The sequence below is a fragment of the Aeromonas sp. CA23 genome, from assembly GCF_002587065.1.
Taxonomy (GTDB): domain Bacteria; phylum Pseudomonadota; class Gammaproteobacteria; order Enterobacterales; family Aeromonadaceae; genus Aeromonas; species Aeromonas bestiarum.
The window spans coordinates 5,048,649-5,067,472 of the sequence record NZ_CP023818.1; the positions used below are offsets into that span (position 1 = coordinate 5,048,649).

An 18,824-nucleotide genomic window follows, 5' to 3' on the forward strand; every position below is an offset into this window, starting at 1 on the left:
GGCTACCCCCATTTTCTGACCCCGACATCCCCGCTATAATGCCCGCTCATTCCAATGCGGGGAGCCTGCCGTGTCTCATGACGACGAACTCTCACTGTTTCTGCAGGAAGTGGCCGACGTGCGGCCCATTCGCAGCGACAACACCCCCTCCCTCACGGGCACATCCGCCCCGACCGAGGCGCAACTGGCCCGTCGCCAGGCCGCGACCGCCGAGCAACTGACCCTGGATCACCTCAGCATGGAGGCGGTCGAGCTGCTCGATCCCCACGCCATCGTCGGCTTCAAGCGCGACGGTGTACAGGAGGGGGTCTACAAGAAGCTGCGGCTCGGCAAATACGAGCTGCAGGCGAGCCTGGACTTGCACCAGAAGACGCTCAACGAGGCGCGCCAGAGCCTGGTGCAGTTCATTGCGGATTGCGAGGTGCGGGACATCCGCTGCCTGCTGATCCTGCACGGCAAGGGGGAGCGCAGCACACCGCGCGCCCAGCTGAAAAGCCATGTCAGCACCTGGTTGCCGCAACTGCCGGCCGTGATGGCCATGCACAGCGCCGAGCGCCGCCACGGCGGCAGTGGCGCCCTCTATGTGTTGCTGCGAAAAAGCGAACGCAAGAAGGCGGAGAACCGCGAGCGACACCAGAAGCGGCTCGGCTAGCCAGCCCCCGTCATCTGGTCAGTCATCCCAGGCCAGGGTGGTAAAACGCACGAGGGCAGTGTTAGCATCGATCGGCCCCGATCATGCCAGGTACGGGGCATACCATCAGGGACGATAACAAGGACAATCCCATGTCATATCAAAAACTTGAACAACATCAGCAACAGCTGCACCGGCTCTCCCACCTCAGCGCCATCTGCGGCTGGGATCGGGCAGCCATGATGCCGGAGGGCGGCAACGAGGCACGCGCCGAGGCCATGGCCGAACTCGGCGTGCTGATCCATCAAAAGCGTACCGCCCCCGAGCTCGGCGACTGGATCGCCAAGGCCGAGAGCGAACCACTGGATGAGATCCAGCACGCGAACCTCGCCGAGATAAAGCGCCACTGGCAGGATGCGAGCCTGCTGCCAAGCGATCTGGTCGAGGCGCTGTCGCTGGCCGGCAGCAAGTGCGAGCACGCCTGGCGCGGCCAGCGTAAAAACAACGACTGGGCAGGCTTCGCCCCGAATCTCAAGGACGTGGTGACGCTGTCGCGGGAAGTGGCGCGCCTTCGCGCCGAGGCACTCGGTGTGCGCCCCTACGACGCCATGCTGGCGCTGTACGAACCCGGCATGACGAGTACGCGGCTCGATCAGATCTTCGGCGATCTCACCGGCTGGCTGCCGTCCCTCATCCAGCAGGTGAGTGAACAGCAGAAGCATGACGCCATCTTGATCCCGCAGGGGCCCTTCCCCATCGCGAGCCAGCAGGCGCTCGGCCAGGAGGTGATGGGCGTGCTCGGCTTTGATTTCGCCCACGGCCGGCTCGATGTGAGCAGCCACCCGTTCTGCGGCGGCGTGCCGACCGACGTGCGCATCACCACGCGCTACAACGAGCGGGAGTTCGTCTCCAGCCTGATGGGAATCGTGCACGAGACGGGTCACGCGCGCTACGAACAGGGGCTGCCGCGCCAGCTGATGAGCCAGCCGGTGGGCGAGGCGCGCTCCATGGGCATTCACGAGAGCCAGAGCCTGTTCTGCGAAATGCAGCTCGGCCACGATCCTGCCTTCCTGGCGCTGCTGGTGCCGCGCATCCGCGCACACTTTGGCGAGCAGGCGGCGTTTGCGCCGGCGAACCTGGCGAAGCTCTACAACCGGGTCGAGCCCGGCTTTATCCGCGTCGAGGCGGACGAGGTGACGTACCCGGCGCACGTGATCCTGCGCTACGAGCTGGAGCGCGACCTCATCGAAGGGCACATCGAGGTGGCCGATCTGCCCGAGCTGTGGGATACCAAGATGCAGCAGTGGCTCGGCCTCTCCACCAAGGGCAACTACCAGAACGGCTGCATGCAGGACATTCACTGGACGGATGGCTCGTTCGGCTACTTCCCGAGCTACACGCTCGGCGCCATGTATGCGGCGCAATTGCGCTTCGCGCTGGAGCGGGAACTGGGCAACATGAGCAGCGTGATCGAGGCGGGCCGCCTGCCGGAGATACTCGCGTGGCTTGGTCGCCACATCTGGTCACAGGGCAGCCAGCACAGCACGGACGAGCTCATTCGCCGCGCGACCGGCGAGGCGCTGAACCCGCGCTGGCTGCGCCAGCATCTGGAGCAGCGCTACCTGAAATAACGGCTGCTGCGCCCGCGAGTGAAGAGGGGAACGGGGCAGCTTGACTGCCCCGTTTTGCATTGGCAAACAACCGGATTCAGAGGGGATCCGGGGCACTCAAACACTCGCGCAATTGCAGGATATTGCCTTCCGGATCAAACGCATTGCGCAGCACGAAGCCAGGCCCCGGCCACTGCTGCGGCAGCAGGCCGCCACCGAGATCGGCCGCCCTGGCCTCGGCCCAGGCGAGGCTTGGTACGGTAAAGAACAATTTTATCGCCCCCTGTTCGCGCAGCTGCGGTGGCACCTGGATATCAATATCGCAGGCAATCGACTCGGGGATGGCATGGATCAGCAGCTGGATGTCGTCGTTCTCCATCACGACAAAAGCGGCATCCTGACTGCGAATGTCCATCTGCAGCAGGGTGCGGTAGAAGTGGGTCAGCAGGCCGAGATCCCTGGCGTAGATCAGGGCGCCGGCGCGGGCGGGTCCTGGCATGGTGCTATCCTCCTTGGATGTTGTCACCCCAGATTCTCACACTTGCCCGCCCGGTTCGACCGGTTTCAATCTCGCCACAGCGGCTCTCCCGGCGACGTTTTTATTTCAATTGCTGTCCGTTTCTGGCTAGTCACCGCCTTCCCTCCCCCTTACTCTCTCATCCATGCACCCAGAACGGAGCGCCAGGACCATGAACTCGCCACCAGCCAGTGACCACCATCAGGATGAGGGGATCCCGAGCCTCAACCGCGAGCAATGCCACGCCGCCCGGCTAGCCCGCGATGCGCGTTTCGATGGCCGCTTCTTTACCGGCGTGCTCTCCACCGGCATCTACTGCCGCCCCGTCTGCCCCGCGCGGCCGCCACACGAGCACAACGTGCGCTACTTCCAAAGCGCTGCCGCGGCCGAGCAACATGGCCTGCGCCCGTGTCTGCGCTGTCGCCCCGAGCTGGCCCCCGCCGCACGCGGCGATCTGCCGCCCGAACTCGCCCGTTTGCTGGCGCGGATCGATCGCGGCGAGCTGGCGGACGGCTCGCTCGCCGCACTGGCGGCAGAGGCCGGAATAAGCGAGCGCACGCTGCGCCGCCAGTTCGAGCAGCACCTAGGTGCGTCACCGAAACAGGTGGAGCAGACGCGCCGGCTGCTGCTCGCGAAACGGCTGCTGACCGAAACCGCACTGCCCATCACGGACATAGCGTTTGCGGCGGGCTTTGCGAGCATTCGCCGCTTCAACGATGCCTGGAGCCAGGCGTATGGCCTGGCGCCCCGGGCGCTGCGCCAGCGTGAAGGAAGGGCCGACGTCACCGAGAGCGGCGCGGCGCTCACGCTGCAGCTGTCCTATCGCCCGCCTTATGACGTGGCGGCCATGCTGGCGTTTTACCGGCTGCGGGCCATCCCCGGGCTGGAACGGGTCGATGGCGATGCATATGAGCGGCACCATAGCGTCGGCGATCACGCGGGCCGGATCCGCATCGAGCAGGGCAAGGGCCATAGCATCAGGCTCACAGTGCATGATCTGCCGCCCGCGGCGCTGCCTGATCTCTTGTATCGCGTGCGCCGCATGTGGGATCTCGACGCCGACATGCAGCGCATCGGTGAGCGGCTTGGGCAGGATCCGCTGCTGGCGCGCCTGCAGACGCGCTGGCCCGGGGTGCGCTTGCCCGCCGGCTGGGATGAGTACGAGGTGATGCTGCGCGCCATCGTTGGCCAGCAGGTGTCGGTCAAGGGCGCCATCACCATCATGGGGCGACTGGTGGCGCGTACCGAGGCGCAGTTCGGGGTGGCTCAGCTGCCTACCCCGGCGCAGCTGTGCACACTGGATCTCGACGGCATCGGCATGCCCGGCAGCCGCATTCGCACGCTGCAGGGGCTCGCCGCCGCGCTCGCAAGCGGTGCGCTTTCCCTGACCACGGCCAGCGACGAACAACTGCTGGCCTTGCCGGGCATAGGTCCCTGGACGGTCGCTTACTGGCGGCTGCGCTGCGGGCAGGATCCCGACGCCTTCCCCGCCTCCGATCTCGTGCTGCAAAAGGCGCTGGGGGGCGGCGACAAGCTGCCGGTAAAGGAGGTGCTGGCGCAAAGCGCGGCATGGCAACCGTGGCGCGGCTATGCCGCGAGCTGGCTGTGGCACGCCATGAGCGAACAACCGGCCCTGCTGATCAAGCTGCCATTGACCACCACAGCGAGTGCCATCGCAAACCCGGTGTCACCCACCACGGGGAGCAAGGCGCCCCAAAGCCATGACGAGGAGATGACCCATGATCCGCTATGACATGCTGCCAACGAGCTGCGGCGAACTGCTGGTCGCCATCAACGCGCACGGCCTGGTACACGTGGACTTTGTGGCAGGCCTGCGGGCGCTGCCCGACATGAGCGGCTGGCAGCAAGACGGTGAGGCGCTCGCCCCCTATCTTGCCGAGTTTGACGCCTATTTCGCCGGGCGCCTGCAGCGCTTCACGCTGCCGCTCGCCGCCCGTGGCACGGCTTTTCAGCAAGCGGTTTGGCAGGCGCTGTGCGATATCCCCTATGGCGAGACCCGCAGCTACGGCGAGATTGCCCGCACCATCGGCAAACCGAGTGCGAGCCGTGCGGTCGGCGCCGCGAACGGCCGCAATCCGCTGTCGATCATAGTGCCGTGCCATCGCGTGATAGGCCAAAACGGCAGCCTGACCGGCTATGCGGGGGGATTGCCCATCAAGCAGGAGCTGCTGCGCCTCGAGGGGATCGCGCTCTGAGCCCAGGATTCCTGCCGCCACGCCAGGGGCCGCCCGGCCCTTGCCGTTGGCCCTGCCAGGAAGGCCCTGGCCGCACTCGGCGCCAGACGTAACCCAATGCCAGCTCATCTCGCCCTCATCAGCCAAGCTATTGAAGAACAACCATGTTTTTCGATAGACCCGGCAAGGCTGGCCGTTCCAGTGCAGAGCGCGCCTGACATGGGGTGAAAACTTGCCCATAACGGCAGCAAACCAGAGCGCCGACGGGAGTTTGGGCGAATACTTCGAAGACCGGGATGACGCTGCGCGTTGGCAGCTTGCTGACTATCGAGATCACGGCGTGTTTCCTGGCGATCCGATCGCAGCCATCGGCTGCAATCCGTTTGAAACGAGGAGAAAACATGTCCACTCCAGTCACAGTCACTCAATTCCAGGTGAGGTCCCACGGCGCCCCCGACGAGGTGCGCACTCCCGACAAGACCCGGGTCGAGGTCGTTAAACTCAATGGCTACACCATAGGGCGGTTCAACTTTGCCCCCGGCTGGCGTTGGTCTGACTGCATCAGACCTGTCGTCAAGACGGAGCAATGCCAGCTCTCGCACGTGGGTTACGCCGTCTCGGGGTCACTCACTGTCCGCCTGACGGACGGCACCCTCAAGACAATCAACGCCGGCGAGTCCTACACCATACCGCCGGGGCACGATGCCTGGGTCGAGGGCGAGCAACCCTTCGTTGGCATCGAGGTGCTCAGCGCCGATCAATTCGCCAAGCCATAGTGTGTCGTTGGCAACTTACCATGGTTGCAACCGAATCTACCGGTGGGCACTCGCCCACCGGCACAGCAAGGCAGGCTTGATTAGCCAAGCCTCATCAGGCGTTCGTAAAGAGACATTGCAGACACCCAGCCGCTCCCTTCGTATTGACCCTCCCCCCCCTTCTCCCATGCGGGAAGAAGAGACAAGCACAAGGCCCGGGCATGCAGCCGCGACCGTCAGCACCGGATGCTCGAACTGCCACTCCTGTTTCTTAAGGCCGGTTTTTCAGGGCCGGATTGAAGACACGCTTGATGGAGGCGGGATTGGCCGCCAACTTGGCCGTGGGGCGGCGGGGACGCCTGACCAATTCGCCGCCACAATTGGGGCAAATCAGTTGCAGATAGTGCTCGCTGCAATCGGCGCAGAAGGTGCACTCGAAGGAGCAGATATAGGCAAGACCCGTGTCGGCGGGCAGATCCTGGTCACAGCATTCACAGTTGGGTCTGAGTTCGAGCATGGTGGTTGGCCTCGGTGGCAGCAAAAGAAGGTGAATGGCTCAATCGACGATAAAGAGCCTGGCGCCCTGCTCGGTGAAGGATCTATGGGGCTCGGCGTTGTCGGCCACCTGATAGCTCATGCCCGCCGTCAGGGTGAAGACGCGGCCATCCTGCAACTCGGTGTGCAGCTCCCCCTCGATGCACAACAGGACATGCCCCTTGCTGCACCAGTGATCCGCCAGATAGCCAGGAGAGTACTCCACCATCCGCACCCGCAGCTCGCCAAAGGTCTGGGTACGCCAGCGGGCGATGCCGGTTTCCCCCTTGTGCTCGGTCGGCGCTATATCGGCCCAGCGGGTCGTGCAAAACGGCAATGCATTGATTTTCATGACAGTTCCTTTGTCTACTCACGGAGATCCCGAGGGCATTCGCTTATCCCGGCGGGATATACGTGCTCGGGCAAGCTCCCTCTCTATCCTTCCTATACTGCCATCGAATCCGCGGCCGCCCTATGCCCGGAAAGGGGCCGCAGAGGTCATTAACGCTTGAGGCTCCCCATCACCTGCATTTCGCAGCGGTTGCAATCAAAGCGCAGCCGGAAGGTGTCCTTGCCCATCTTGAGCTCCAGCGGCTCGGCCTTGAGACCGGGCACCTCTTTCGGGCAGAGGTTCTGGCTGTAGCGGATACAGTGTTTGGTGATCATCAGCACCACTTCCCCCTCCTCCTTGTTCGCCTCATAGGCGGGGGCGATGCGCTCCACCCCGTGCTCGCGGAAGAACTGCTCGGCGGCCGAGTTCAGCACGTTGCCAAGGTAGGAGAGGCGGTGCTGCGGATAGCTGACATCGCGCAGGGCTATGCGTCGCTCGGGGCGCTGGTAGCTGGCCACGCGCGCGGCCTCCAGCGCGGCTATGCCATCCCGGCGCAGCCCGTTGAGCTGTGATGCCGCAATGAATAGCGGCCTCGTTACTGCCAACTCAATCTTGCGGGCCACAAACAGGGTATTGCCGAGTTTGCCGAGCTGGTCGCGCGCCTGTTGCAGCGCCCGCTCCGGATTGTCGGCAGGCTGCTTGTCGCAAGGGAGCGTCACCGCGGCGCTGATGCCCTGCTCATCGGTGAGCATGAGGCGCAATCCCTCATCGCACTCACAGAGCTGCATATCGACCCGGATGCGGCGATCCGCGCTGGCCTTTTCCAGCATCTTGCTGAATGCCTGATCGTGGTTGCGGTAGATTTCTGTGCCCACCGTCAAGCCCGGCATGCGCTCCGACAGGAGTAACTGCTTGCCTTCGACCTTGTTGAGGCGCATCCCCACCAGCTCCTTGTTAGGCTTGAAAAAGCCGAGGCCGTCGCCGTTGTTGAGGGTGACGGGCTTGCCGTCGATTTCTATGCCATCGCGAGTCACCCTGGTGACGCGACCCAGCGGCTCACCCACGTATTTCGGGCTTAGGGTGGAGTCGATCCCCTGCTGACGGCCATTGAGGAAGTAGTCGGTTGAGCCACGGTTGAAGCTCTTTTTCGGATCCGGCTCGAAGCTGTAGCTGCAACGCCCCGCCGAGGCGGCCACCAGATCGGAGCGGCACTCCAGAATGGCGTCGAGCTTCTGGCGATACCAGGCGGTGACGTTCTTGACGTAATCGAGCCCTTTGAGGCGCCCCTCTATCTTGAACGAGCGAATGCCCGCCGCGATCAGCGCCTCCAGATTGTCGGTCTGATCCATGTCTTTCAAGGAGAGCAGGTGACTGCCCTCCACCAGCACTTCACCGTCCGGCTTTTGCAGCGAGCAGGGCAAGCGGCAGAGCTGGGCACACTCGCCGCGATTGGCGCTGCGGCCGGTGCGGGCATGGCTGATGTTGCACTGACCGCTGTAGGATACGCAGAGCGCGCCGTGGATAAAGAACTCCAGCTGCACCTTGGTCGCCGCGCTTATTTCGCGGATCTGTGCCAAGGAGAGCTCGCGCGCCAGCACCACCTGGGAGAAGCCCACATCCTGCAGAAACTTCACCTTCTCTGGCGTGCGGTTGTCGGTCTGGGTACTGGCGTGCAGCGCTATGGGGGGCAAGTCCAGTGCCAGCAGCCCCATGTCCTGCACTATGAGCGCATCGGCCCCCGCTTCGTAAATCTGGTGGGTCAGGCGCCGGGCCTGCTCCAGCTCGCTGTCGTGCAGCAAGGTGTTGAAGGCAACGAAGACCTGGGCACCGAAACGGTGGGCGTGGCGCGCCAGCGCTTCGATATCGTCGAGGGAGTTGCCCGCCGCACTGCGGGCACCAAAGGCGGGGCCACCCATGTAGACGGCATCGGCGCCATGGTTGATGGCTTCGATGCCGTAGGCGAGGTTCTTGGCTGGCGCCAGCAGTTCGAGGCGGTTCAGTGCGTGGCTATGGGTCTGTGGGTGCATGGTCTCTGAGTCTATCGGCAGACAGAAAATGCCCGTCACTCTAGGTCAGTCGCCCTTTGCTTGCCTTGATCCCGCTTAAGATCACCGCAAGATACAGGATTAAAAGTCCGGAGATCGCAGTCCCGCCCGTGGAGCCGGGTATGTGTTCAGCGGCCCTGCCCTCATGGCGCGAGCCGCTGACAAGCGAACCTCAGAGCACCACCTTGAGCGCCAGCCCCAGCAGCACCAGACCGCTCACCTTGTCGATCACAAAGGATTTGGCTTTGAGCCACACAAGTACTGGGCCGCGGGAGAGCACCAGCGCCACCAGCACATACCAGAGCGCATCTATGCCACCTGCGGTGAGCATCATGATACCCCCTTCGTTCCAGCCGGTGTCGGCCCGCACGAACTGGCTGAACAGGGCGATAAAGAAGATGGCAAGCTGGGGATTGAGAAAGGCGACCATAAAGCCTTCAAAGGCCCCCTGACGACCACGCAACTGGTGGACCACCTCCTCGGCCGACTCGCTGGCGGGCCTGGCAAGCAGCGCCTTGATGCCGAGCCAGGCGAGAAACGCGGCGCCGCCATAACGGATCAGATCAAACAGCAGCGGTGTCTGGGTGATCAGCACGGAGAGCCCCAGCGCGGTAATGAGCGCATAGATGCCAACGCCAAGGCCGTGACCCAGCGCGGTTGCCACCCCGTGACCCTGCCCCCCCTGCACCGTATTGCGGATGATCAGCGCCAGACTCGGCCCCGGGCTGATGGCCCCCATCACGCAGATTGCGGCCAGTGCCAGCCAACTCGTCAATTCCATATCTTTCCCTACCTGTAAGCCGAAGATCAGCAGCGGATCTCAGGGTAAGGGGCGACCAGTTATGCCAGAAGTGAAAGTTATGAATAGATCCCATAGCCAACGGCTATAGGCTGGCACAACCGACTGCGGCTAGCGGACGCCAGCCAACAGCTTGCGGCTCTCGGCGACCGTGCGTTGCAGGTGTTCGCGCAAGAAGGGATAGGCCAGCTCGCGAAACCATTTGTGAGCCGGATCCTGATGATGGCGCTGGTGCCACAGCAGATGATACTGCTGGGTGCGGGTGGCAAACGGCAGATCACAAAAGGCGAGATCCTGCTCGCGGGAGAGCTGCCAGGCGATATGGGCCGGGGTGGTCATCAAACAGTCGGTGCGCAGCAACACCTCCACTGCGGCCTGAAAGAAGGGCACCCTGGCAAACCAGCGCCGGTTAAGCCCCTGCGGCGCCAGCACCTGCTCCACCGGGCTGTCCTTGTCACCGCCGCCGCTCACCTGCAGATGGGGCCAGGCGAGGTAGTCATCCAGACTGAGTGGCTTGCCCGCCAAGGGGTGATGACGGCCCATCAGCACCACCAGCCTGTCCTCCCCCTGATGCAGGCCACGGATCTGCTCCGGCACCAGATCCGTGATGGTGGAAACCAGATCCAGCTCGGATTGCCACAGCTGGGGCAGCTGGCGCTTGTCCCACAGGCTGTACTCCAGCGCCGCAAGCGGCGCCTCCCTGGCCAGCGCGGCGCAGATATCGGGCAGGATGTGCTGGGCCACGTAATCGGACGAGGCAAGCCGAAACACCCGCTCGCAGCGACCGGGGTCGAAACCCGGTGCCTCGTAGAGCCGATCCAGCGCACCGAGGGAATCCGCCAAGGCCGCCGCCAGCGTCTCGGCCCGTGGCGTCAGCAGCCAGCGCTGCCCCTCCCGCACCAGCAAGTCGTCGCCAAACTCGCTGCGCAGCTGGCTTAGCTGCTTGCTGATGGAGGGCTGGCTCAGGTGCAGCAGCTCAGCCGCCCGGCTGATGTTGCGGGTCTCCAGCAGCACCTTGAGGGTCGGCAGCAAGTTGAGGTTGACTTTGTGCAAGGGGCGGCCCCGTAGGATGGTGGAAAGCCCTATCTTAGGGCAGGCGAGTCCTCGATTTTAAGCAAAATTTCCCGCTATTTTCGGCGGTTTTACGCCTCTTCCCTGCCAGATAACCATGACCACAAGATGACAGTGGTTGCTCCGTGCGGCATAATTGCGCGATTTTCCGCCTGCGGGCGATCCACTTTGAGAAGCGGTAACAAGATGAAATACGCCAATATCACCGGTTGGGGCAAATGTCTGCCCCCCTCAGTGCTGACCAACGATGACCTCAGCACCATCATGGATACGTCGGATGAATGGATCTATCCACGTACCGGTATCAAGGCCCGCCGGATCTCCCACGTCAGCACCTCGGATCTCGCCACCCTGGCCGGTCGCCGCGCCCTGGCCTGTGCAGGCCTGGAAGCGAGCGATCTCGATGGCATCATACTGGCAACCGCGACTCCGGATAACCTGCTGCCCAATGCCGCCTCTGCGGTGCAGAAGAAGCTCGGTGCCGTCAACGCCGCCGTGTTCGACCTCAACGCCGCCTGTACCGGGTTTGTCTACTCCCTCTCCGTCGCCACCTCCCTGGTGCAGACCGGCATGATGAAGAAGGTGCTGGTGATAGGTGCCGAGCGCCTGACCTATCTGCTGGACTGGGCGCGCCGTGATACCGCAGTGCTGTTTGGCGATGGCGCCGGGGCCGTGGTAATAGAGGCGAGCGAGCAGGAGTGCGGGCTGATTGCCAACAAGCTCGGCTGTGACAGCGAAGCGCGGGAGATACTGCACGTCCCGAACTTTGGTACCGATCGAGTGCGTTTTGCCGATGTGGATGGGCTCTTCACCTTCAACTTCGAAGGCCCGGAGATCTTCAAGCGCGCCGTGCGCGGCATGGGTGAAGCCACCGGCACAGTGCTGAGCCAGGCCGGCATCACCCCGGAGCAGGTCGATCTCATAGTGCCGCACCAGGCCAACATCCGCATCATCGAAACCCTGGCCAAGCGCATGAACGCGCCCATGGAGAAGGTGATGGTCAACATCGAGAACTACGGCAACACCTCCGCCGCTACCGTGCCCATCGCCCTGTGCGAGGCGCTGGAGCAGGGCCGCGTCAAGCCGAACTCCTATCTGCTGACCGCCGCATTCGGTGCCGGTCTGACCTGGGGCGCCGCCATCATCAAGTGGGGCGATCGCGTCACCCCCATCAACTCATGCGATGCCGAGCTGCCCCCGTGCGACAAGAGCGCGCTTGAGCTGATTGCCCATGCGGTCGAAGGGTGCCAGAAGGCCCACGCCAACGAGGCCTAATCCGCATCAGGAGCCTGGGTCATCAGGCTCCTTTTTATCTGCGCTTGCCTCCGCGCTATCCCCACGCTTCGTTATCCGCCACTTCACCGCGCTCTCGTCTAGCCAGAGCCCCGTCTGCTGCCTCCATATTCCAGTTTTATCAGTAGGTCCCCCCGAACAGGACCGATTTGTAACCAAGTTATTTTTTTGCGCTAACCTTACTGAGCCATTTGTAACTAACGGGTTCGGGCGTGGATCATCCTCTCTGTCACCAGTGGGATAGCAGCTTGTTCCCGCCCCGACTCACGTGCAGGGATGAGTTTGCGTATGACAGATCACAAGACGGCAGAGACCATTGCATTCTGGGACCCCGTGAGTTGGGCATGCTGCCTGGGCACAGGCCTGCTCAGCACCCTGCTGCTAACACTCGCAGGCAGCCCGCTGCCTTATCTGCTGGCCAACGGCGTGCTGGCACTGGGCGCAGCCCTCTGGTGCTCCCATCACTATCACAGCAAGCCGGTGGCCAGCCATCACGACGAGGAGGCTGCCCATACCTGGTCTGCCGCCCAGCTCAGCCACTCCATCATCGGGCTCGAACAAGTGTGCGAGAAAGCCGTCCCCATCTGGTCGCAGCAGATTGAGAACTCCCGTCAGCAGACCGAAGGGGCCATGATCGATCTGACCCAGCGCTTCGCCGGGCTCACCACCAAGCTGGAAGAGGCGGTAGCCGCCTCTCACGATGCCGCTGGCGATCTGGGAGGGACAAAATCCGCGGGCATGGCCGCCGTACTGGCCGAGAGCCAGGCCCAGCTCAACCAGGTGCTCGCCATCATGCACTCTGCGCAAGCCAATCGCGATGCCATGCTGGCGGAGATCAAGACGCTTACCGCCTACACCATAGAGCTCAATACCATGGCGCTCGACGTGGCCAAGATTGCCTCCCAGACCAACTTGCTGGCGCTCAATGCCGCCATAGAAGCGGCTCGGGCTGGTGAGGCAGGTCGCGGCTTCGCCGTGGTGGCCGATGAGGTACGCACCCTGTCGCGCCTCTCCAGCGAAACGGCCCAGAAGATGACGGACAAGGTCGACACCATCAACACCGGCATTGGCCGCGCCTTCCAGATAGCAGAAAGTGCAGCCGCACGGGATCAAGCCGCCGTCAGTGACTCGGAGCACGCCATCGAGCAGGTGCTGGAGCGCTTTCGCATGGCCACCACCAGCCTGGCGGAGTCGGCCGCCCTGCTGCAGAGCGAAAGCTCGGGGATCCACCGCGAGATCTCCGATGTCATCGTTTCGTTACAGTTCCAGGATAGGGTCAGTCAAATCCTCAACCATGTACGCCAGAACATGGACAGCCTCAATGACCACCTGATTTCATCACGCAACAGAACACACCAGTCCGGCCCCATCCAGATAGATGCGGAGAGCTGGCTGGCAGACATGGAACTCTCCTATGCCACTGATGAACAACGCAACATTCATCATGGCCGCCGCCAGCAACCCATGATGAATTCCTCCAGCAGTGCAGACGTTACTTTTTTCTAGGAGACAGATATGGCCAAAACAGTCCTGATCGTGGATGACTCGGCAACCATTCGCCAAGTCGTTGGCATGACGCTCAAGGGAGCCGGTTACGAGGTGATGGAAGCCTGCGATGGCAAGGATGCCCTCAGGAAACTCGACGGCAAGAAGATCAATCTCATTATCAGCGACGTCAACATGCCGAACATGGATGGCATCAGCTTCGTCAAGGAGGCCAAGAAACTGGCCAGCTACAAGTTCACCCCCGTCATCATGCTGACCACGGAATCCCAGGACAGCAAGAAACAGGAGGGACAGGCGGCAGGGGCCAAAGCCTGGGTGGTCAAGCCATTTCAGCCCGATCAGATGCTGGCGGCCGTCGCCAAGCTCATCATGCCCTGAGTCTGGAGCCACCCATGCCGCTGCACATAGAGACGGGTGAACACAAGACGCTGGTCAAGGTATCGGGGGAGATGACCATCTACACAGCCGCCGAACTCAAGCTGGCACTCACCCCCCTGCTCTACCGCCAGCAAGCGCTGGAGCTGGATCTGTCCCAGGTGTCCGAGATGGACAGCGCTGGCTTGCAGCTGTTGCTGGCAGCCAAGAAAACGGCGCAACAGAGCGGTTATCCGCTGCACCTGATCATGCACAGCCATGCAGTGCTGGACGCGCTGGAGCTGTGCCAGCTGACGGCCTTCTTTGGCGATCCCACCCTCATGCCCCACGCTGATCACGCCTAGGCAGTCCCAGTGACAAGGAGTCATTCGTGAGCATCAATCTTGATCAGGCCCTGCAAACCTACATAGCCGAGGCACGCGAACTGCTGGAAGAGATGGAATCCGCCCTGCTGACGCTGGAAAACGACCCGGACAACAGCGAGCTGATAGGCGCCATCTTCCGGGCGGCACACACCATCAAGGGCTCCGCCGGCCTGTTTGGCTTGCAGCCCATCGTCAGCTTCACCCATATAGTCGAAGACTTGCTCGATCAGGTGCGCAATCAACAACTGGCGATCACCACGACGCTTATCAAGGATCTGCTGGAGAGCCGGGATCACATCGAGCGGTTGGTCCGTCTGGTCGCAGAGCAGGGCGCATCACTGGGGGATGACGAACAGGCACAGGACTCCCAGTTGCGGCTCAATCTGGCGCGCCATCAGACGACACGCCAGACCGGGTTGCCGGAATGTACCCCATCCGCAGGCCCAGAGCCGGTCAGCAAGGAAGAGGGTCATGTCAGCGCCACCTCGCTGTGGCACATATCCCTGCGCTTTGGCCAGGATGTGCTGCGCAATGGCATGGATCCCGCCTCGTTTCTGCGCTACCTCGGCACCATGGGCACCCTCTGCGCCATCGAAACCCTTCACGACGCCCTGCCCGACTGGGAACATTTCGATCCCGAGAGCTGCTACCTAGCCCCCCCCCCCCTAGGTTATGAGCTCGATGTCGACACCCAGGCCGACAAGGGTGCCCTGAGCGATGTATTCGAATTCGTTCGCGATGACTGCCGCATCACCATACTGCCCCCTCACAGCAAGCTGGCCGAGTACATAGCGCTCATCCATGACCTGCCAGAAGACAACGACATGCTGGGGCAACTGCTGGTCAAAACCGGGGCGCTGACCGCCAGCGAGCTGACGCTAGGCCTGCAAACCCAGCATGACAGCCCGCAGACTGACAGCAGCAAGCTGGGGGAGATCCTGATTGCCCAGGGCGCAGTCAACGAGGTGGTCGTAGATGCGGCGCTCAAGAAACAACACCAGAACAAGGAGAATAAAACCAAGGAGGGGCGCTACGTCCGGGTGCATGCCGACAAGCTGGATGATCTGATCAATCTGGTCGGCGAGCTGGTGGTCGCCAGCTCGGGCGCCAGCCTGCTGGCCCAGCGCTCACGGGACAGCCAGCTGCAGGAGGCAAACTCCACCATCGCCATGCTGGTCGAGGAGATCCGGGATGGCGCCCTGCGCCTGCGCATGGTGCCCATCGGGGACACCTTCAACCGCTTCCAGCGCGTCGTGCGCGACGTCAGCCACGAGCTGAACAAGGACATTGCACTGGTCATCACAGGCGGTGACACCGAACTCGACAAGTCCGTGGTGGAAAAAATAGGCGATCCCCTGATGCATCTGGTTCGCAATTCCATGGATCACGGTATCGAATCGGCGGGGCAGCGCCTCGCCGCCGGCAAACCGGCGAGGGGTACCTTGACCCTCAATGCCTATCATGACTCCGGCAGTATCGTCATCGAGATCAAGGACGATGGCGCCGGCCTCAACCAGGCAAAAATTCTGCAAAAGGCGCAAGAGCGGGGCCTGGTCGCCGCCAATGCGGTGTTGACGGATCAGGAGATCTACCAGCTCATCTTCGAGCCCGGTTTCTCCACCGCAGAGACAATCACCAACCTCTCGGGTAGAGGAGTCGGCATGGACGTGGTCAAACGCAATATCCAGGCCCTGCGCGGCAGCGTCGAGCTGGACAGCAAGCCCGGACAAGGCACCTGGGTGCAGATCCGGCTGCCATTGACCCTGGCCATCATCGACGGCTTTCTGGTCCGGGTCAGCACCACCCATTACGTCATCCCCCTCGACATGGTGATCGAGTGTGTGGAGCTGACCCAGAGTGCCCTGGCCGATACTCAGGGGCGCAATTACCTCAACCTGCGCGGCGAGGTGCTGCCGTTCGTCCGGCTCCAGCACTACTTCGATGTCGAAGGGGCGAGAGGACGCAGGGAAAACATAGTGGTCGTCAGTCACGGCGGCAAGAAGTCCGGGCTGGTGGTCGATGAATTGCTGGGGGAATTTCAGACCGTCATCAAGCCGCTCGGCAAGCTGTTTCAACGCCTGCAAGGGATCAGCGGCTCCACCATTCTGGGCGGCGGCGAGGTTGCCCTCATCCTGGATATTCCCTCCCTCATTCAACATGCCATCGATCAGGAACTGAGCCAGCTGAGCCAGTACGCCCTTCCTCGCCAGCAAACTCAACCCAGAGTCAATTAACGCCAGGAGCCCGTCATGTTCAGAAACTCCACCATTAAAATGCGACTCACCATACTGCTCTGCCTGCTATGCGTGCTGCTGCTGGGCGTCGGCGGGCTGGGACTTTACAACATGCAGAGCAGCAACCAGGGCCTGCAACGGGTTTATAACGACCGCGTGGTGCCGCTCAAACAGCTGAAAACCATCTCAGACAACTACGCCGTCGCCGTCATCGACAACGTCAACAAGGCCAATGCAGGCCTCATCAGCGCCGAAGAGGCGTTGCAACAGATCCAGCGGGCCCAGCAGCAGATCAAGCAGGAGTGGCAGCGTTATCAGTCCACCAAGCTGACCGCAGCCGAGCAGAAACTGTCGGCCGAGGCGGGCTCCCTGTTCAGTGCAGCGGATCGCGACATCACCCGGCTGGAGCAGTTTCTCGCGGCCCAGCGTGGCGTCATCGCCGGCAGCCTCAATGATTTTGACGGCAAGCTTTACGGTTCCATCGATCCCATCGGCAACAAGATAACCGAGCTGGTCAGTCTGCAACTCGATGTGGCCAAAGCCGAATATGAACAGGCCCAATCCTGGTACGACGCCATGCTGCTCACCATGATGGTGGTGGTCACAGCGGGCATAGTGGCGGCAGCCTGGTTTGGCATAGTGCTCATCCGCAGCATCATAGCCCCCATCAATCAGGCGCTGCAGGTGGCCAACCATCTGGCGGAGGGCAACCTCGACGTCACCATCACCATAGGGGCCAACGATGAAGCGGGCCAACTCTTGATGGCCATGCAGAACATGGTCAACAAGCTGACGGCCCTCATCAACGACATCGAAACCCTGGTCACGGCCGCCGTCGAGCAAGGGGATTTCAGCTACAAGATAGCGCTGGACGATCGGCAGGGTTATATCAAGCGCCTGTCAGAGCTGCTGAACCGCTTGTCCAACGTCACAGATACCAGCCTCAAGGATGTCATGCGCATCGCCACCGCCCTGTCACGGGGGGATCTCACCCAGAAGATAGACCAGCCCTACCCGGGGATTTTTGGTCAGACCAAGGATGGTCTCAACAGCACCATAGACGCCCTGACGGCCATCATTGAAGAGGTGCGCAACGCCGCCGACAACCTCACCAATGCCTCCAGCCAGGTCAGCACCACGGCCCAGTCCCTGAGTCAGGCCACCAGCGAGCAGGCCGCAAGCGTGGAAGAGACCAGCGCCTCCATCGAGCAGATGAGTGCCAGCATCAACCAGAACACGGACAACGCCAAGGTGACCGACAACATGGCGAGCAGCGCCGTCCTCGAAGCGACCGAAGGGGGCCGCTCGGTACAGCAAACCGTGGCGGCGATGCAACAGATAGCCCGCAAAGTCAGCATCATCGATGACATCGCCTACCAGACCAACCTGCTGGCGCTCAATGCCGCCATAGAGGCGGCCCGCGCCGGTGAACACGGCAAGGGCTTTGCGGTGGTGGCCGCCGAGGTGCGCAAACTGGCCGAACGCAGCCAGATTGCGGCCCAGGAGATAGGGGAACTCTCCTCCAGCAGCGTCGATACCGCAGAGAAAGCGGGCAGCCTGCTCGACAAGATAGTGCCTTCCATTCGCAAGACATCCGACCTGGTTCAGGAGATCAACGCGGCGTCCGGCGAGCAGGCCAGTGCGGCGAACCAGATCAGCATGGCCATGAACCAGCTCAATCAGGTGACCCAGCAGAACGCGGCCAGCAGCGAGGAGCTGGCCGCCACCGCCGAGGAGATGAGCTCCCAGGCCAACGAGCTGCAGCAGACCATGGACTTCTTCTCGCTGGAGAACCTGGTCAGGCCCTCAAAATTCAGCGAGGGCACGCACAGGGGCGCCCCCCCCAGAGGCAAGTTTGTCATGCCTGCCCAACACCCGCTGCATGGCAACACGGCACCGCAACCCCAGGTTGACGAAGCCGATTTTGTCCGCTTTTAACCGGAGAGACTCATGAGCATGTCAACCGAAGTGGTCCCACAGCCAGTCACGCTGGCTCATGACAATCAGGGCGATGCCCAGTACCTGACCTTCCTGATCAAGGGTGAGATGTTTGCCATCAACATTCTCGGGGTCAAGGAGATCATCGAATACGGCAACATCACCCCCATCCCCATGATGCCGAGCTTCATCCGCGGCGTGATCAACCTCAGGGGTGCCGTGGTCTCGGTGGTGGATCTCAACGCCCGCTTTGGCAATGCCCCCTCCAGCATCACCCGTCGCAGTTGCATCGTCATCATCGAAGGAATGCACCCGGATGATCCCGAGCACGGCAATCAGGACATAGGGGTCGTGGTGGATTCGGTCTCGGAAGTGCTGACCATTCCCTGCAACGAGATAGAGCCGCCACCCAGTTTTGGCGCCCGTATCCGGGCCGACTTCATCAGCGGCATGGGCAAGGTGAACGGCAAATTCGTCATCCTCATCAATACCGAGAAGGTGCTCTCCATCGACGAGATGACACAACTCAGTGAACTGACACAGCAGCAGGAACGGCTGCTTGAACAGAAACAGCCAACGCCATAACCCCGGCGTCAACAACAACGAGAGTGTCGCTCACACCACA

At 62.2% G+C, this 18,824-nt stretch carries 19 protein-coding genes; 12 read left to right on the forward strand and 7 right to left on the reverse strand.

Annotated elements, in window-relative coordinates:
- The first annotated feature begins 70 nt into the window (after positions 1–70).
- Together smrA and CK910_RS23305 are read left to right on the forward strand one after the other, a co-directional pair.
- Entirely contained in the window at positions 71–652 is a 582-nt protein-coding gene (gene smrA, locus CK910_RS23300) for a DNA endonuclease SmrA (RefSeq protein ID WP_098984906.1), read from the forward strand.
- A gap of 131 nt (positions 653–783) precedes the next feature.
- Entirely contained in the window at positions 784–2,262 is a 1,479-nt protein-coding gene (locus CK910_RS23305; RefSeq protein WP_098984907.1) for a carboxypeptidase M32, read from the forward strand.
- Positions 2,263–2,338: 76 nt separating this feature from the next.
- Here CK910_RS23305 and CK910_RS23310 read toward each other — a convergent pair whose 3' ends face one another.
- Positions 2,339–2,740 carry a VOC family protein gene (locus CK910_RS23310; RefSeq protein ID WP_098984908.1) on the reverse strand — a complete coding sequence of 134 codons (402 nt, stop codon included), beginning with the start codon at positions 2,738–2,740 and terminating at the stop codon, positions 2,339–2,341.
- A 190-nt stretch (positions 2,741–2,930) separates the two neighbouring features.
- Between CK910_RS23310 and CK910_RS23315 the strand changes: the two genes are divergently transcribed.
- Positions 2,931–4,511 (forward strand): AlkA N-terminal domain-containing protein, encoded by a 1,581-nt coding sequence (locus CK910_RS23315; RefSeq protein WP_098984909.1) that lies wholly within the window; start codon positions 2,931–2,933, stop codon positions 4,509–4,511.
- Entirely contained in the window at positions 4,498–4,974 is a 477-nt protein-coding gene (locus CK910_RS23320) for a methylated-DNA--[protein]-cysteine S-methyltransferase (protein ID WP_098984910.1), read from the forward strand. Before CK910_RS23315 ends, CK910_RS23320 begins: the two co-directional genes overlap by 14 nt.
- A 127-nt stretch (positions 4,975–5,101) precedes the next feature.
- Here CK910_RS23320 and CK910_RS24000 read toward each other — a convergent pair whose 3' ends face one another.
- A complete protein-coding gene (locus tag CK910_RS24000) occupies positions 5,102–5,356 on the reverse strand; it encodes a hypothetical protein (protein WP_146047111.1) in 255 nt (84 codons plus the stop codon).
- Between CK910_RS24000 and CK910_RS23325 the strand changes: the two genes are divergently transcribed.
- Positions 5,355–5,729 carry a cupin domain-containing protein gene (locus CK910_RS23325; protein WP_098985213.1) on the forward strand — a complete coding sequence of 125 codons (375 nt, stop codon included), beginning with the start codon at positions 5,355–5,357 and terminating at the stop codon, positions 5,727–5,729. The genes CK910_RS24000 and CK910_RS23325 overlap by 2 nt on opposite strands.
- Positions 5,730–5,979: 250 nt before the next feature.
- Here CK910_RS23325 and CK910_RS23330 read toward each other — a convergent pair whose 3' ends face one another.
- The 5 genes from CK910_RS23330 to CK910_RS23350 all read right to left on the reverse strand — a co-directional run bounded on the left by CK910_RS23330 (position 5,980) and on the right by CK910_RS23350 (position 10,470).
- Entirely contained in the window at positions 5,980–6,225 is a 246-nt protein-coding gene (locus CK910_RS23330) for a DUF1272 domain-containing protein (protein WP_098984911.1), read from the reverse strand.
- Between the two features lie 39 nt (positions 6,226–6,264).
- Positions 6,265–6,594 (reverse strand): DHCW motif cupin fold protein, encoded by a 330-nt coding sequence (locus CK910_RS23335; protein ID WP_098984912.1) that lies wholly within the window; start codon positions 6,592–6,594, stop codon positions 6,265–6,267.
- 149 nt (positions 6,595–6,743) lie between these two features.
- Complete coding sequence (locus CK910_RS23340) at positions 6,744–8,600, reverse strand: peptidase U32 family protein (RefSeq protein ID WP_098984913.1); 1,857 nt, start codon at positions 8,598–8,600, stop codon at positions 6,744–6,746.
- Positions 8,601–8,790: 190 nt separating this feature from the next.
- Positions 8,791–9,399, reverse strand: coding sequence for a LysE family translocator (locus tag CK910_RS23345; protein ID WP_098984914.1), 609 nt, complete (start codon positions 9,397–9,399; stop codon positions 8,791–8,793).
- A gap of 129 nt (positions 9,400–9,528) precedes the next feature.
- Complete coding sequence (locus tag CK910_RS23350; protein WP_098984915.1) at positions 9,529–10,470, reverse strand: LysR family transcriptional regulator; 942 nt, start codon at positions 10,468–10,470, stop codon at positions 9,529–9,531.
- Between the two features lie 204 nt (positions 10,471–10,674).
- Here CK910_RS23350 and CK910_RS23355 point away from each other — a divergent pair, with 204 nt between their 5' ends.
- The 7 genes from CK910_RS23355 (at position 10,675) to CK910_RS23385 (ending at position 18,784) form a co-directional block, all read left to right on the forward strand.
- Positions 10,675–11,763 carry a ketoacyl-ACP synthase III gene (locus tag CK910_RS23355; protein WP_043135054.1) on the forward strand — a complete coding sequence of 363 codons (1,089 nt, stop codon included), beginning with the start codon at positions 10,675–10,677 and terminating at the stop codon, positions 11,761–11,763.
- A 306-nt stretch (positions 11,764–12,069) separates the two neighbouring features.
- A complete protein-coding gene (locus CK910_RS23360) occupies positions 12,070–13,287 on the forward strand; it encodes a methyl-accepting chemotaxis protein (RefSeq protein ID WP_098984916.1) in 1,218 nt (405 codons plus the stop codon).
- A 9-nt stretch (positions 13,288–13,296) separates the two neighbouring features.
- Entirely contained in the window at positions 13,297–13,665 is a 369-nt protein-coding gene (locus CK910_RS23365; RefSeq protein WP_042867032.1) for a response regulator, read from the forward strand.
- Positions 13,666–13,679: 14 nt separating this feature from the next.
- Complete coding sequence (locus tag CK910_RS23370; protein ID WP_098984917.1) at positions 13,680–14,006, forward strand: STAS domain-containing protein; 327 nt, start codon at positions 13,680–13,682, stop codon at positions 14,004–14,006.
- Positions 14,007–14,032: 26 nt separating this feature from the next.
- Positions 14,033–16,261 (forward strand): chemotaxis protein CheA, encoded by a 2,229-nt coding sequence (locus tag CK910_RS23375; protein WP_098984918.1) that lies wholly within the window; start codon positions 14,033–14,035, stop codon positions 16,259–16,261.
- A gap of 15 nt (positions 16,262–16,276) precedes the next feature.
- A complete protein-coding gene (locus CK910_RS23380; protein ID WP_098984919.1) occupies positions 16,277–18,199 on the forward strand; it encodes a methyl-accepting chemotaxis protein in 1,923 nt (640 codons plus the stop codon).
- A 12-nt stretch (positions 18,200–18,211) separates the two neighbouring features.
- Positions 18,212–18,784 (forward strand): chemotaxis protein CheW, encoded by a 573-nt coding sequence (locus tag CK910_RS23385; protein ID WP_042034988.1) that lies wholly within the window; start codon positions 18,212–18,214, stop codon positions 18,782–18,784.
- Positions 18,785–18,824 lie beyond the last annotated feature (40 nt).